Here is a 15,072-nt window from a genome sequence, read left to right as displayed (position 1 = left end):
ATGATCACGCTCCTACGACACGATTGAATAAGTTAAGCAATACATCTTTAACACCAGCGGTATTAAACACTAAACCAACTGCAATTAAGGCAATGATGAGGAAGCCAATCAATTTAGAGAATTCTCGTTTGAAGCCTAGAAAAACACCAATAACGGCAATAGCCATCAATACTAAGCTTTGTGCATTACTTGTAAACCAGTTGAATAAATTTTGTCCGAAGTTCATATATAATCATCCTTTTTATTTTTATTTAGTGGCATGATCTCCAAATTATTACGACTATTTTGAAATGGTTAGCCGTGACCAAATTGTTTATTTATAAGATTTAAAAGTTTCAGCTATGGGTCCAATCACTGAAACTACTAGGATCTTTCGACTTCTTTATGATTATCAAAAACCTCGTTTCATTTTTTGCTTTGTTAAAATCGGTAGACCAGTGCGCATTGATGTTTCATATAGCAATTCAAAATACAATTTGTTTTTCATTGGTTTGCCATAGACGCTCCAAAGCGGCGCCGGCCAATAAACAGAAAAGCACCAGTCAAAGTAGATGGCTGGTACTGAAAAATATTCGGTCATTTCAAATAGTTGATAGAAGTTTATATCTTCAACAATTGCAACAAGTGAATTATTATAGTTGTAAATATTTAATATATAGTCTTTAGTACTAGTGGGGAAGGTCACTATTGGCTGATTATCATTCAAAAAAATCACCACCGATTTTATCAGTAATGATAGTTTGTTGTTCTAATAATTTTAGATGACGTTTTTGTAGTTCTACACTTTTAATCATGGTCATTGTTTCAGTATTGCCGTTAAAGGCATCTATTTTAAAGAGAACTTTCAACATTGGCGCGACTTGTTTCTGTATCCAAGCTTTTGTTTTTCTTAAATCAAAAGGCTCAGGTGCTAATGTTAGACGAAGTGATTGGCGATTTTTACCGCAAAATCGGTACCACATTTTATTAAGTGGCCATTTAGTTCGTTCTTGATTGGCTCGATAGTCAACAAAACGTAAATAACGAGTGATGATACCAAAAGCAGTTTTTTCAACATCACGATAGATCAACAAATCTTCAATAGCTAAAGCAGCACGATCATTTTTCAAACGAATTTCAAAACGATTTTTAATTGCGTAGTCATCTGGGTCAATGCCAAATTTTTGATTTTGCTCGGCTGCTTTTTCATAGATGCAAAAGTAGATATCGCTTTTCATTGAGCCAATATAGAGTGTGGCACCTTTATCATTTTTTTCGGGATCATTCATAGGTCCAGATTGAAGGCCTTGAAATCTACGCATCACTGAAATACATTCATTGCGATCACATTTGGTTATTAATTCAGGAATATCAAGTAGGCCGGCCATATCGTTGATTGCTAAATCTATTCGTTTAAAAGTGGCATTTTCTTTCATACAGATGCGAAAGAAATCAAACCAAGTTTCGCCATGAGTGAGTAGGATACCTTCAAATTCACGACAGCCTTGTCCTTTTAACTCAACTAGCGTTCCTAGATTATCCGTTGGTGGGGAGATCATCACTTGAATGTTTGAGAAAACATATTTTGCTGAGTAACCGTAGTACGCCCAATCCTCAAAGAGCATGTAATCAAGGTCAAGCTGTAAAATGTTTTTGATCAGCATCTCGGCGTTATGACTTGGAAAACGAACGCGAACGTAATCAAAAATTAAATTGAGTTCAGGTTCATTTGACCAACGATTTAGTACTTGATCAATTTGCATTTGTAAAGCGCTACTAGCATTACTGTTACCAGCTTCTACTCTTTGTAGATATTGACGGGTGACACCAAGTCGTATAGCTAATTGGTCTTGAGTTATTTTCAGTGCTTTGCGCCTTGATTTAACGGAGTTAGCCCAATCAGACAATCGATCACTTCCTTGTTAAATTTTGTAAATAAAAAATGCAACCTTTTTACGATAGGTTGCATTTTCTTAAATCTATTAATTTAGTTGTTATATCAACGTTTCTACTGTGCACTTTTCTATATGTTAGTCAATTACTACCCCCCTGTGAGATACCGGGGGTTGATGCGGCCGGCTAGCGCCGACCGCCGCTCACGCTCGCGCTTTTCGCGCTGCCGCGCGGCGTGGCGAGAAGGAATACGTGCTATAATAAGATTAATAATTTTTAAATTGAGAAAGATAGGTGAAGAACATAATGGCAGATGACCCTTTGTATGTTCAATGCTATTGTGCTATTGATCATGTGAAAAGTAATGAATCATTAAATATTGATCTAGTTAATATTAATGTTCCGTTTGATGACGAAAAATTACTTAAAGAGTGGGCAGTTAATTTTCGCAGAAAATTTATCTCTGATGACGATTTAATCGAGGAATTAGAAGATACAGGAATTAATGAACCACTTGATTATCTTTTAAGTCGAATTTATCCTACATTAGGTGATAATTTTGCAAATAGTGTAAGGATTGGGGATTTTGGGGAAGTATTAGTTGCTGAATATTTAATGTTTTTGGAACAATACTGGGTTCCAACATTATTTACCAGGTATTATGGTAAACCCAATAAGGATAAGTCTACAATGGGATCGGATATTTTTGCAATTAAATTTGCTGACGATTCAGGTGAAAATCCAAATGATGAGCTTTGTATATGCGAAGTTAAGACAGGTTTCTCTGGAACTGCTAAAAGTAGACTACAGAATGCAATTGATGGTTCTAATAAAGATGATCTTAGCCAAATTGATTTAAGAGTAAGTGCATCATTAGGAGCGTCAAAATTAGGACTCAAACATAACCAGAATGGCTCACCCTTTAATTATAAGAAGATAGCTAGATTTGAGAATCCAATCGAGCGACCTTACAATAATCAATATCTTGCAGCAGCGGTCGTGGATGACACAATTTTAAAATTTAATAAACTGAAAGAAGTAACTGTGGGATTTTCAAAACATAAAAAGAATTTAAGAATGATAACTTTTCATGGGATTGATTTGAGAAAATTATTGAATGCACTGTATGGCGAATTGGGTGGTGAACAATCTTGAGAGAAAATAATGATGTTCTCAAGAGCGTGTGGACTAAAGATAAGGAATCCGAACTTGGCCTTAATAGTTTAGAAAATAAAACAAATGAAAGACTCAGCAAGTTATTATATTATACACTAGGGGCTATAACGGACTATCTTTGTAGAATAGATGAAACAACAAATATTGAAACTGAAATTAGATTACAATTTTCTGCTAAATATCTTGAACTACTTAAATCAATAACTAATGATAAAAATATTTTTAATGGTGATGCACAGATTTCTTTGTTTAGTGCGGTTTCATATTACTTTGCTGATTTTGAGGGTGCCGCGATGGTAGCTGTTAAAAACATTAAGATTGGGAAGCTTAGTTCAATACAAAAGATGTTATTAGATGTTCTGAGGGTGTCTAATAATAGTTTTAATTCTAATAGTAAACTTTGTACATTGTTGCATGAATCACTTCTCGGTAATGGACCGCTTGAATTAATGGATTCATATCTAGGAGAATTAGTTGATAATACTTATCGTTCTGGAAATGATATGGATATAATTGCCGTTGAGTGCCTTAAACAAATGGTAAAATTAAAATTGTCTACAGCAACAATGGAATTGATGCCCAGATATTCGTCCAGCAATCATCAATATTGGCAATCATTGGTTAAAAAAGGTAAATTGAAAGAACTTCTTTGGCCATCACAACGAAAGTTAGGTGAAAATGGGATCTTTTTAGGAGATTCTGCTGTAGTTCAGATGCCAACAGGTGCTGGTAAAACAGCATCCATATCATTAATTATTAGATCAACTTTATATAGAAACAATCTAACAACTATTATTGTTGTTGCACCTTTTAAATCAATTCGAGATGAGATTTTTAGTAAACTATGCAGAGAATTTGCCGATGAATCAATTTCTTTTACCAAAAGTAGTGACGATTTAATATTTGATCTTGGAATATCAAGTACTAAGTCTTCTATTGTTGTGGTTACTCCCGAGAAACTTCTTTTTTTAATTAGACAAAGTCAGGGAATCCTTTCAAATGTTGATTTGATTATTTTTGATGAAGCACATCAGTTAGATAATCATGATCGTGGAATTACTTTTGAGTTATTGTTGACAACCATTAGTGAATTAGTGCCAGAGGATGTTCAGAAAATTTTTATATCAGCGGTTATTGGAAATCCCGATACAATTTCTGATTGGTTTAATTCTGGAAATAATGTGGAGATATCAGGAATTAAACAGAAAAAATATTCCCGATCTTATGGAATTGCTGGTTGGAACAAGGAGAATGATTCTGGAACTTTACTGCTAGCAAATGATATTAAATTTTCTAATCCATGGATTAGGTTTGATGACGTTATACAAAAAATTAAAGTTACACCAAGAAGAATTGAACCTAATTTTATTAGGAAACAAAAATCTACCACGAAGCAATGGGTTACAACTTTATTTGCTGAAAAATTGATTTCTGCCGGTATGGTTGCAGTATATTCGCCACGAAAAGACAGTATACGAAATCTAGCAAAGTGTTTTCTGGAATTAACGAATGTAAGAAATTCATTTAGTAATCAATTAAGAAATAATGATTATGATTACAGATCTACAAATTCATTGGCTACTCTATTTAGTAAAAACTTTGGAGATAAGAGTGTGCTAGTTCGATCATTTTATAAAGGAATTTTTATACACGATGCGGAAATTCCGAGTGGAATTCGCAATGCTTTGGAGTATGAGGCTTCACAGGGACATATTAAGTTGTTACTGTGTACATCAACGCTAGCACAGGGAGTAAATCTACCTATAAAGTCAATGTTAATTACATCTAAGGGTTATGGAAACTTAAAGTTGAATAATAGAAGTTTACGAAATTTGATAGGAAGGGTCGGACGCCCAGGAATTGAAAACGACGGTAACGTAATTTTTATGGCTTATGGAAATGTGCATGAGAATAAGGAAACCCAAAAGGCTATAATTAGCAATATTAACAGAGAGAGGGTTGAGGATTTAGGAAGTTCAATTCTAAATTTATTCCGGGATACACCTATTGATGAATATAATTATCAATCAGCGGTTATAACTACATCTATGTGGTTTCGTGCTGATTTCTTAAAAAATCCAGTTATGTGGATAAAAGCAAATTTATCAAATGTAAATCCAAATTTAAAAAGTGTTTTTCAAATAAAAGCTGATGCCATTAGTAAAATAGAAAATTTTTTAATGGCTACGTGGGATTTACTGAACGATGGAGACCCTGAAGAAAATTTGATACATGTTGTTGAAAAAACATATGCTTATGCCATCGGTAGTGATGATGACAAAAAATTAATTATGGAACTGTTTATGAATCTATATAAAAAAATAGTAATTTTAGATCTTGGAAATGAAAAAATTAAAGAATATAGTAAAATGATGATTGGTGTTAACGATGCTATAGATATTGAAAATTTCGTTGAAGTCAATATAAACGATTCTATTGAGTCAGACGATATTGTACAAGTTTTAAAAGATATATGGCCTGTACTAGAACAGAAACTTGATCAATCCGATGCCAATGTATTGAATTTATATTATCAATTTGCAAAAATGTGGATTATGGGTGAGTCTTATGTCGAGATGGTTAATATGTGGAACAAATACCCAGATATACGTATTGGTAATAGGAAACCTTCTGTTGAATTAGTTTTTCACATATGTGACCAAATATTACAATACGATTTGTCTATGCAAGTATCATCTATTTTGGAGTTGGTTAGCGATGAATCAAAAAAGAAACGCCTGACTAATTTACATGAATCAATGAAGTTAGGACTTCCAAACCAAACTGAAAAAAATTTGTATAGATTGGGACTAAATGATAGATATCTGGTCAAAAGCATTGCAGACATAATTGGAAAAGATAACCTTGGAGAAAAACGAGTTAAAGAATGGATACGTACCCCTGAAAATCAATTTTCAGTAAAAGAAAATCTGAAAGAGTCACTACCAAATTACTATATTAATATCTTAGAGCATATTTAAAATATTCTGAAAATTAGGAGTTACCAGTATGGTAATGAATTACAATAAGTTTAAGGTTTATGATGCTTTCAGGTCTATTAAGCTTGATGAGCTAAGCCAAGCGATATAAGTAACTATCCTGGGTATTATCAAGTAGCGTTATACTCTCAGCATAATTTAATACTGTTTTATAATAGTAGATAAGAAATCAAAAATATCGTTGATGTTATCCACGGTTGCATATCATGGACAGTGTAGAGATAAAGGACTCTCAAGGCTTTCTGCTACGTTATTACCCTAATCCTCAGCATTAGTCTGGGAAAGATTAGCAATGTTAAGCCGAAAATCTTCTTTAAATCTGGGCTCATTATTAATTCTGACTGATGGCATATAACCCTCCTTAATTATCTGGGGTAGATTGCTTTTCGGTATGCATTGATAGATAAGCCGCTTCGATTTTGGTTAGAAAGTCATACTTTCTGGGTACCATTGGTGTATAGAACTCACTAATGACACTACCACCAGTATCAATGTAGCCACGACCTTTAATTGGTTTCTGGAAAAAATCTTTATTGGTTTCTCCGAACATCATTGTATAGCCAAGGTCAGACATTCTACCAAGTGCTACACGGAACATGAATTGATCACGAATACCATCACCGAGATATTTAGCATCCGGCCGTTGACAGGCCAGGATTAAAAAGAAGCCGGATTGGCGGCCTAACATAACAATCTGTTTGAGTTTACTCATAGCGGTAATGGATTCACGACCAAGCATATCCATAAAAGCAACATACTCATCAAAAATCAGAAAATGGGCAGGTAATCCAAGATAGGCGTAGTTTTCGCCAGTCTTGTAACCGTCCATTTTTTTCATTGCTTCATTACGAGCCATCATAGCGTTATAAAAGTCATTCAAAGCGGCAATCATATCTTCTTTTTGAAAGTGAACATCAGGCAGCACCGCTTCTAAATCTGCCAAATCAGCATTCTTGGGATCGAGGATAGTTAGTTGTGCATTTGTTTTGAGTAGCGATTCAATCAAAGTCAAAATAAAGTAGGTTTTACCACCACCAGTACCGCCAGCAATCAACATATGTGGAAGTGAATCATATTTCCAAGTTACAGTTTTCATCAAACGCATTTCGCCATGATCACAAGTTACATCTTCGATTCGAATACGATTAGCAATGGTATCGTAGAGTAAAGTATATTCAACAAATGAGTTGTGGAGTACTTTATCGACCATTTCGCAAAAGAGGCCGGCTTCCCATTTTTTCTCTAAATGTAGTAGTTGATCCTGATATGAAGACATAACTATTTCTACTTGAATGTGGATTAGACCATCTTTTAATAGATAATACACTCGTGGAAAGTAGCTGATTTTTTCTTTTGATTTTCGGCTAGATAAGTCTTTAAAATAACTTTCACTTTGTTGTGTGGAAGTTTCATACCAGTTATTTTCTAAAATCATGCGCGCCAACTTTTGTCGGTGGCGCAGTTGTTGATAGAAGTTGTCAAAGCGTACCCGTAAGATGATTACTAGGGTGGCAGTAATAATAATGCTAACAATAGTACTCAATATTAGACCGTACCATGACCAAGATAAGGATTTAATGAACGGCCACGAAACATTCTTTAAATTAATCTTATTCAAAATATTCCAATAGAACGTAACTACATTTAATAGGAAGAAACTGAGAAAAACAGAAAGTAAATAATGGAATAACAAGTACTTGTGGTGCGGATAAATTCTGATGCCACGATATTTAAAGATTCGATTCATCTATATCACCACCTGGGCCTAGAATAAAAAGTGTACAAGTTAAATAGAGACTCTGATTTAGTATAATTAAGGAAGTAAATTGGAGGATCAAATAATGACGAAGCACAGTTATGACAAGGAATTTAAGGAACAGGCCGTTCAGTATTACTTAGATAACAAGGATCACATGACCATGAATGAAATAAGTAAGAATCTAGGTATTGGGGCTAGTACATTACATAAATGGATTAAGCTGTTTACTGAGACTGGGGAGTTTGGCCGTGGCTCTGGTAATTTTGCCAGCGATAAGGACAAGGAGATTGCACGACTAAAGCGTCAACTTCGTGACGCTGAAGGAGCGATCGAAGTGTTAAAAAAATCAATCGGGATTCTGAGCAAGTAACTACCGAAAAGGTATACCAAGAAATGGACGTTCAGCACGCTTTGGAATCCCACCCTTCCATCAATGGTATGTGTGATTATGTTGGAATCTCAAGAAGTGGTTACTATCAACGAGAAAAGCGTCATAATCACCAATCACCGCGAAAGCTTCGGAAGAAGTTTATTCAAGGTGAAATTAAAGCAATTTGGCTCAAAAGCCTTTGTATTTACGGTGCCGGCAAAATCACCCAAGAACTTCGCTCAAAAGGATATAAGATCGCTGAACGAACTGTTGGTAAGTATATGCGTGAACTTGGCATTCACGCCGTTTACCTAACCCCTTGGACGACTACCACTCGCAATTCTAAGTTTGATAAACAGCTAATAAATATTTTAGACGAGCAGTTCAATCCATTGCGACCAAACGCCGTTTGGTGCATTGACACCACTTATATTCCAGTTCATGACGGATTCGTTTATTTAACCAGTATTATGGACTTGTACTCCCGACGGATCATTGGTTGGGACTTATCTGAAACCTTGGAGGTATCGAATGTCATCCCACTTATTGAAAAGACTAAGCACAGTCGCCATATTAGCAAGCCATTAATCATGCACAGTGATCGTGGTAGTCAGTTTACGTCTGAAGCTTACAATCAAGTTACAGCTAACATGACATTAAGCTATTCAAAGAAAGCTTATCCTTGGGATAATGCCTGCATTGAGTCGTTTCATGCCTTGATTAAGCGTGAATGGATAAATCGGTTTAAAATCCATTCATACTCCGAAGCTAAACGACTAGTTTTTCAGTACATTGAAACGTTTTACAACACAGTTAGAATTCACAGTCACTGTGGATTCAAATCACCAAAGCAACTTGAAGATGAGTATCAAACTCAAATTCAAAATTTAGTCGTGGCATAGGACAAAAAAGTCTCTATTTAAATTGTCTATTTTATTGACAGGGGACCAACCATAATATATTTGAAGACCGGTTTTGCTCTCGACAAGACTGAAAATAAATTTATTACCCCGGCCATTCACTGATTTTCTTGGTAAAATACCAAATATTAATATAGCGTCTGGATTTCCAAGAATACGCTTAGTAATATTTTTGATCAATACTTCTGGGGCTACCTGATAACAAGATAGAATATTGTTGTTATAATCGGTGATGAACTTTTCTTGATCAATCATAGGGATGCTGTGCTGCATTTATTACACTTCCTTAATTTGAGATTGTGAACATATCAGTTCATTAACCATCATTGACGCCAACATAATGAATCTGTAGGCCATATTCACTTTCATAACTAGTAAAAGTAAATAACTTGGCATGACCGTCTTCAGTCATTTCATCATTGATTTGAATATGTTGATAGCTTTCAGGACTATCAACTAAAATGGTGACCATTTCTTCTACTAATTCTTCTTGGTCCCGCTGAAATTCTGGTTTAACTTCATTACGATAGTCATCATAAAAATCTTCGCGGCGGACGACTGCTATATCATTGATCGACATATTGGTTTACCTCACTTTCAAATTATCATTCATCGGTCATACCGATATAAAAAACATGCATTCTATCGGTAGTTTCAAAAATATTAAAAGCAAATTTTTTAGTAACACCATCATTTGTTTGTTCACTGGCAATATACAAATGATGGTAAGCATATATTCCTTCAATCAAAGCAATAGTTACTTCATTTAATAAGCTTCTAAGATCTGTTTGGTAACGTGGCTTCACAGCTTGTTTGTAATTTCTGATGAAGATTTCTTTCCTAACAATCGGTATAGCACTAATATGCACTGGCATACTCTTGTCTCCTCGTATTGAATTTTCATACAAATACCCACAGAAATGTGGGTGAACGAGAGGGGGAAACTCTAAAGTTATTTTTTGTCATTAGCTGGTTTTTCTAATCCTTTCGCTTTTTCGTTTGCGGCCACAATATTGTCGGCTTTCAAATACCAAGACACATCAGCACCACGAAAGTCAGCATTAGCAACGGTGTCAATAACTGGATTAACTAGCATAACAACTTGATCGTAAGCAAACTCCTTAGTTCCAGCTTCAGCCGGAATAGAAACTTGAATCATCTGTCCTTGTTCGTAACTCTTTAAATCAAAGGTTCGTGCAGCAACATCATTAGTTCGATTGCCATCTTCGTCTTGGACAAATCGTTCACGCCGCTGGGCCGAAAATTTTAAAACACCAAATGTTTTTTCTGTATCTAGGACAATTCCTTCTGGTAAACGCATATAAAATTCCTTCTTTCTTTTGTCGTTAGTGGATTAGAGTTTAATGATGTCATCAGCATTGCAAGTGTAGTTGGTAAAAGCTTGATCACCAATTCGATAGCCAACAGCTGATACTCGAGGATTGATCAACTGGATACGTGCTTCTTTTTCAATGGTTAATTTTTTATCTCCAGATTCAGCCGGGATAGTGACCTCAATATTATCGGCACGTTGTAAATCAGAGTATAGATTGTAAGTGTGCGAGATAATCTTGCCATTACGACCACCTTCGCGATTCTCACTTTTTTCACTGCCAAAGGTTAAGTTGCCAAAGGTGCCTTTTATGTTAGGGATGATATTTTTTAGTTCCATGAATTAGTTCCTTCTTTCATTTTTGAGTAAATTAAAACCAGATAGTCTTAATTATCTGGTTTGAGTTGTTTATAATATTCAATTATTTTGCTTAATAGATCGTTGTAAAAATATTTATTGAGGGGATAGGTGGTGCGACCAGTTTCATTTTGGGGGAAGTTTAGGAATAGACGATAATTACCTTGAATCAATTGAATATCTTTAATGATCAAACAATGATTAAGGATAATTTCACCGTCAAGTAATACATTGGGCTGGTCACTGGGGTACATGTTGATTGCTGAAATAAACATTATTCTTCGTGATGCTTCTTGAGATGGTAAACACCAACAAAGATAAATACATTAGCTAAGATGACAAATCCGATAATAGAAAGCCAAATTGTTTTTTGTTCACCAGTTTGTGGTAAACGTATCAAAGGTTGGTCAATTTTTTTATCGGTCATTTCGGCTTTGACGATTTCACCATTGGTTTTAATTTCAAACGGAACTGGTTCCTCATTGATTTTATAGCCCTTGGGTGCATCGAATTCAATAAACTCATACTTACCAGCAGGCAAATTTTCAAAGCTAAATACACCGTGATCATCAGTCCGACCCTCAGTAACTGTCTTACCATCAGCATCAATAATTTTGATGCCAGTGTTTGGTAATAATTTACCATCACTGACATCTTTCTTAGTCAATTGAGCAGTACCTTTTATGAGATAGTTCTTTAGTTCGAACAAAATGAGTGACTGTTTACTTTTATCTGCCTCATCTGTTTCTTTTTCGTCAGCTTCAGTTGTTGCGCTAATTAATTTATTTTGTGTATCATAGGCAGTAATATCGTCTTTTGTAGAGATGATTTTAACTAAATCTGTATTTAAAACTAATTGGTTATTTGATGTTGCTTTTTCACGTAGATAAAAGGTGCCAACCGGAACGTTTTTAAAGGTTCCAATTGATTGATCATTAATTTTGATACTTTGAATAGTTTTCTTAGTACTATCCAATAATTCAAATTCTGCATCTTTAGCATTACCAGCAAAATCAAATTTATAACCAGTACCTTCATCAAGTTTTGCGACTTCATTGATTTTTTTGAAGGAGAATTCATTTAAGTGAAGTTTATTTAGAATTGGGGACTCTTTTTCACCCGTAATTTCGAATGACTTAGTTGCTTGATTATCATTGGCAGTAAATTCAAAGTCATGTTCGGCTGTATCTAGGTCAAATTGATCACCAGCGTCTAATTCCTTAACAAAGTATTTTCCTTCGGGAAGTTGTACACCATTAAAACTAGCTTTGCCATCTTTAGTAACGGCTGTTGCAACAAGTGCCTTCGCCGGAACTTTAATAGTACCGTTACTGTAAGCCTCACGAGTAAAGATACCGAAGACTTGACCATTGGCAGTAACTTTATCTAAAGTAGGTTTGTTGCCATTCCAATTTTTGATTGCTTCAGCTTGTTTAGCAACTGTCACGTTCAATTTTTGGAAGTCATTAGTCATTGCTAGGGAGGTGGAAGTGACTTCAACCGATTGGCCCGCATATTTCAGCTCAAAATCAATTGGGTTACTATTGAGTACATAGCCGTTTGGTGCACCAACCTCTTTAGCAGCATACTTGCCTAAATATAGTTGTGGTGTTTTAATCTGACCATTTTCATCAGTAGTTGCCGTTGCGACTACTTGTCCTTTTTTAGCGTGGACAGTCCCGTCAGCAGTTTTGATGTCTTCACGGGCAGTGAATTCAAATTTGGCTCCAGCTAGTGAAGTGTAATCATATTTGAAATTGTATTGATCGCCAAACTTAGTCGTTTGTTTATCAACACTAACTGGAGTAGCACCAGTTTTTTTCAGTGCAACGATACCTTTTTGTGACTTATCTAAAAACTTAATATCAACGATGCCATCTTTGTGTGTACCGTCAATTGTGAAGCTAGCTGGATCTTTTGCTAAAACATAGCCAGTAGGGGCTTTTGTCTCTACCAATTCATATTTTCCATAAGGCAATGTTTCACTGGTAATCAAGTAGCCAGCTTCATTAGTCAAGAATGTATCGGTCATACCATCATGGTTATGATTTGGCATGGTTACGTATTTACCAGTTTGTAATGATTTAATCTTAAAGGCTGCACCAGCTAATGGTATTGTCTTACCACTTTCTGTATCAGCTTTGACGACACGCAATTTCTCTTCAATTACTTTATTCTCGACGCCATAATGATGAGTTTCATTTTGTGTATGAATCGTTACTTTGAATGGATCAATGGTTTTGTAACCTTCTGGTGTTTTGTTTTCTGTAACAGTGTAAGTGTCATAAGGCAAGTCAGTAAATTTCAAATAACCTTCGCTGTCAGTTTTACCGGTTTTAACTACTTTTTTAGTAGTATCACTGGTAACCGTAAATTCAACATCAGCTAACGGTTTAGTTTTATTTTCTTTACCAGTTAGTTTGTTTGAGAGGGCAGTATGCCAGTCATAATTACCAATTTTTACGAGGTCAAAGCCGCCAGTGATTACTTGTTCTTTAACGGTTTCAGATTCAGTAGCGGTTTTCACATTTTGACCGGCGTAGGCTAGCTTAAATGGGTGTTTAGCTGTATCGCGTAGATAACCAGTAGGGGCAGTTTTCTCGACCCAGTAGTAGTCATCCAATTTTAGGTTGGCAACACTGGCCTGATTATCTTTAATAGTGACAGTTTTAACTAATTCATTATTTGAAGTTCGGTATAATTCATAGACCGCACCATCTAATGAGGCTGCACCCTGTGATGTTTTACCGGTTAATTTATCTTCTTTGATCAATGTGGCAGTTCCTAATTGTTCATCATCAGTAGCATGAACATCGCTGCTAGTGACTTGAACGTTTTGACCGGCATACTTTAATTCGAACGGTAACTTAGTAGTACTAAGAATATAGCCAGCTGGGGCTTTTTCCTCTACAGCATAGTAGTTGCCAAGTTTAAGGTTCTGTAGAGTCCCTTTACCGGTACTGTCTGTAGTAATCGTGCCAACTTTTTTACCATCAGTGCTATAAATGCCGTAAACTGCACCATTTAGACTGTAGTATTTGTTGAACATTGTTGTGCCAAATTCACGACCAATTTTTGATAATTGAACATTGCCAAGTTGTTCCTTGTTACCTAAAACAACTTCAATCGTTTGATTAGGAGCGATAATTGCTTCCTTTAAATCGCCTTGGTTGTAGTAACCATTTGGTGCCAATACTTCAGAAACTTTAACTTTAGTTCCAGCCTTAATATCGTTTAAAGCTGCATAGCCATCATTGCCGGTAGTAACTTCTTTAGTTTGACCATTGTATTCAAATTTAAGTTTGGCATTTGGTAATGCTTTGCCTGTATCAGCATCAACTTTTTTAGCGCGGAGATTACCATTTAAATTGACTTTGATATTTAATTTAAATTCACCAGCGTTTGATAATTTAAAATTAACGATCTTTTGTTGGCTTCCCTTAGTGTAAACAAACGATTGACCAACGTCGGCCTGTTTGGCAATGGCATAAATTAATTCACCACTAGCTTTAGAATCTTTTGTCGCCGTTAGTTTCAGTGAATTACCATTTTTATCAATTTGTAGATTAGCTGAGTTAGCAACCTGAGTGGCAAATTGTGCTAAACGATTGTTGGTATCGTTTAGTGTGATTGAATCACCAACATTTAGCGTAATATTTTGACCATCAAATGATGGTTTCTGATCGTGTGTATTGACTTTAGCTAGAATGACTTTCTTTTGTGCTTGATAGTCGGGTAGACTATTGGTTAACAACTCACTACCAAGTTCTTCCCAAATTAGCGTTTGGGTAACCCCGTAGTTGTAATTTGTGGGATTTTGTTGGTAACCGTAGTAGGCAATTTTTGCGAGTCTTTCTTTTTTGGCATCTGAGTATTCACTGGGATTGTAACCAGAGCCACTCATATCCAAAGGAACACCATGCTCAACACAGAAAGCAATTTTATTATCTACTTTCTTCATATAAATGCCTTCTTCAGTCCAATGAAGGCCATTAAAGTTTGGTAAATGCCAGGTTGAAACCCAATCACCAGCCTTAATATTTGTCATGTCTGCGGCAAATGCGGAAGTAGGTGCTGCAAAAACTGAAATGATCATTGTGAGTAGGGCGAACCAAACCGACAATTTTCGGGCTTTTATGTTCAATGCCTTTAACCTCCTAATAATTATTAATCTTTGATAAAGTGTAAAGAAAAAAGCAAACAATTTTATTTGTCTGCTTTTAATCATTCGTGTGCAATTTTTACGCAATTCGTGAGCAATTTGGCGCAATTTTATGGTTAATATT

The 15,072-nt window shown here is 35.4% G+C and carries 15 protein-coding genes; 4 read left to right on the top strand and 11 right to left on the bottom strand.

Annotation, left to right across the window (positions count from 1 at the left end):
- Positions 1-4: 4 nt before the first annotated feature.
- The 3 genes from EKM67_RS03660 to EKM67_RS03650 form a co-directional block, all read right to left on the bottom strand.
- Positions 5-226 carry a hypothetical protein gene (locus EKM67_RS03660; protein ID WP_003678268.1) on the bottom strand — a complete coding sequence of 74 codons (222 nt, stop codon included), beginning with the start codon at positions 224-226 and terminating at the stop codon, positions 5-7.
- Between the two features lie 165 nt (positions 227-391).
- Positions 392-706: a hypothetical protein gene (locus tag EKM67_RS03655; protein WP_125552315.1), complete on the bottom strand. Its 315-nt coding sequence runs from the start codon at positions 704-706 to the stop codon at positions 392-394.
- Positions 699-1,886, bottom strand: coding sequence for an XRE family transcriptional regulator (locus tag EKM67_RS03650; RefSeq protein WP_125552314.1), 1,188 nt, complete (start codon positions 1,884-1,886; stop codon positions 699-701). Before EKM67_RS03650 ends, EKM67_RS03655 begins: the two co-directional genes overlap by 8 nt.
- Before the next feature lie 292 nt (positions 1,887-2,178).
- Here EKM67_RS03650 and EKM67_RS03645 point away from each other — a divergent pair, with 292 nt between their 5' ends.
- Complete coding sequence (locus EKM67_RS03645; RefSeq protein ID WP_125552313.1) at positions 2,179-3,027, top strand: hypothetical protein; 849 nt, start codon at positions 2,179-2,181, stop codon at positions 3,025-3,027.
- Positions 3,024-6,029, top strand: a complete 3,006-nt coding sequence (locus EKM67_RS03640; protein WP_125577391.1) for a DEAD/DEAH box helicase — start codon at positions 3,024-3,026, stop codon at positions 6,027-6,029. Before EKM67_RS03645 ends, EKM67_RS03640 begins: the two co-directional genes overlap by 4 nt.
- Before the next feature lie 379 nt (positions 6,030-6,408).
- Here the strand turns inward: EKM67_RS03640 and EKM67_RS03635 are convergent, their stop codons facing one another.
- Positions 6,409-7,794, bottom strand: coding sequence for an FtsK/SpoIIIE domain-containing protein (locus EKM67_RS03635; protein WP_125577389.1), 1,386 nt, complete (start codon positions 7,792-7,794; stop codon positions 6,409-6,411).
- 94 nt (positions 7,795-7,888) lie between these two features.
- On the opposite strand from EKM67_RS03635, the gene EKM67_RS03630 reads away from it, so the two are divergent.
- On the top strand, positions 7,889-8,176 hold the full coding sequence (locus EKM67_RS03630) for a transposase (RefSeq protein ID WP_003688751.1): 288 nt from the start codon (positions 7,889-7,891) through the stop codon (positions 8,174-8,176).
- A 23-nt stretch (positions 8,177-8,199) separates the two neighbouring features.
- The gene (locus tag EKM67_RS03625) at positions 8,200-9,078 is read left to right on the top strand and encodes an IS3 family transposase (protein WP_010011610.1); all 879 of its coding nucleotides are present in this window, start codon (positions 8,200-8,202) and stop codon (positions 9,076-9,078) included.
- Here the strand turns inward: EKM67_RS03625 and EKM67_RS03620 are convergent.
- From EKM67_RS03620 to EKM67_RS03590, 7 genes are all read right to left on the bottom strand, one after another.
- Entirely contained in the window at positions 9,064-9,369 is a 306-nt protein-coding gene (locus tag EKM67_RS03620; RefSeq protein WP_125552310.1) for a hypothetical protein, read from the bottom strand. The two genes, EKM67_RS03625 and EKM67_RS03620, sit on opposite strands and share 15 nt — an antisense overlap.
- 43 nt (positions 9,370-9,412) lie before the next feature.
- Positions 9,413-9,676: a hypothetical protein gene (locus tag EKM67_RS03615; protein ID WP_125552309.1), complete on the bottom strand. Its 264-nt coding sequence runs from the start codon at positions 9,674-9,676 to the stop codon at positions 9,413-9,415.
- 25 nt (positions 9,677-9,701) lie between these two features.
- On the bottom strand, positions 9,702-9,971 hold the full coding sequence (locus EKM67_RS03610; protein WP_125552308.1) for a hypothetical protein: 270 nt from the start codon (positions 9,969-9,971) through the stop codon (positions 9,702-9,704).
- 77 nt (positions 9,972-10,048) lie between these two features.
- Positions 10,049-10,417 carry a YdcP family protein gene (locus EKM67_RS03605; protein ID WP_125552307.1) on the bottom strand — a complete coding sequence of 123 codons (369 nt, stop codon included), beginning with the start codon at positions 10,415-10,417 and terminating at the stop codon, positions 10,049-10,051.
- A gap of 33 nt (positions 10,418-10,450) precedes the next feature.
- Entirely contained in the window at positions 10,451-10,768 is a 318-nt protein-coding gene (locus EKM67_RS03600; RefSeq protein ID WP_125552306.1) for a DUF961 family protein, read from the bottom strand.
- A 47-nt stretch (positions 10,769-10,815) separates the two neighbouring features.
- Positions 10,816-11,061 carry a SpoVG family protein gene (locus EKM67_RS03595; protein WP_225417301.1) on the bottom strand — a complete coding sequence of 82 codons (246 nt, stop codon included), beginning with the start codon at positions 11,059-11,061 and terminating at the stop codon, positions 10,816-10,818.
- Positions 11,061-14,882 (bottom strand): SpaA isopeptide-forming pilin-related protein, encoded by a 3,822-nt coding sequence (locus tag EKM67_RS03590; protein ID WP_225417300.1) that lies wholly within the window; start codon positions 14,880-14,882, stop codon positions 11,061-11,063. Before EKM67_RS03590 ends, EKM67_RS03595 begins: the two co-directional genes overlap by 1 nt.
- Between the last annotated feature and the right edge of the window lie 190 nt (positions 14,883-15,072).

The sequence above is a fragment of the Lapidilactobacillus mulanensis genome (assembly GCF_003946215.1).
GTDB lineage: Bacteria > Bacillota > Bacilli > Lactobacillales > Lactobacillaceae > Lapidilactobacillus > Lapidilactobacillus mulanensis.
The sequence above is the reverse complement of the archived record's forward strand: the minus strand, read 5'-3'. Positions and strand labels throughout refer to the sequence as shown.

Excerpts from the sequence above, each read along its gene's own strand:
- EKM67_RS03605 (WP_125552307.1), bottom strand. The coding sequence starts at position 10,417 with ATGCGTTTACCAGAAGGAATTGTCCTAGATACAGAAAAAACATTTGGT.
- EKM67_RS03645 (WP_125552313.1), top strand. The coding sequence starts at position 2,179 with ATGGCAGATGACCCTTTGTATGTTCAATGCTATTGTGCTATTGATCAT.
- EKM67_RS03600 (WP_125552306.1), bottom strand. The coding sequence starts at position 10,768 with ATGGAACTAAAAAATATCATCCCTAACATAAAAGGCACCTTTGGCAAC.
- EKM67_RS03625 (WP_010011610.1), top strand. The coding sequence starts at position 8,200 with ATGGACGTTCAGCACGCTTTGGAATCCCACCCTTCCATCAATGGTATG.
- EKM67_RS03630 (WP_003688751.1), top strand. The coding sequence starts at position 7,889 with ATGACGAAGCACAGTTATGACAAGGAATTTAAGGAACAGGCCGTTCAG.
- EKM67_RS03635 (WP_125577389.1), bottom strand. The coding sequence starts at position 7,794 with ATGAATCGAATCTTTAAATATCGTGGCATCAGAATTTATCCGCACCAC.
- EKM67_RS03660 (WP_003678268.1), bottom strand. The coding sequence starts at position 226 with ATGAACTTCGGACAAAATTTATTCAACTGGTTTACAAGTAATGCACAA.
- EKM67_RS03620 (WP_125552310.1), bottom strand. The coding sequence starts at position 9,369 with ATGCAGCACAGCATCCCTATGATTGATCAAGAAAAGTTCATCACCGAT.
- EKM67_RS03590 (WP_225417300.1), bottom strand. The coding sequence starts at position 14,882 with ATGATCATTTCAGTTTTTGCAGCACCTACTTCCGCATTTGCCGCAGAC.
- EKM67_RS03595 (WP_225417301.1), bottom strand. The coding sequence starts at position 11,061 with ATGTTTATTTCAGCAATCAACATGTACCCCAGTGACCAGCCCAATGTA.
- EKM67_RS03615 (WP_125552309.1), bottom strand. The coding sequence starts at position 9,676 with ATGTCGATCAATGATATAGCAGTCGTCCGCCGCGAAGATTTTTATGAT.
- EKM67_RS03610 (WP_125552308.1), bottom strand. The coding sequence starts at position 9,971 with ATGCCAGTGCATATTAGTGCTATACCGATTGTTAGGAAAGAAATCTTC.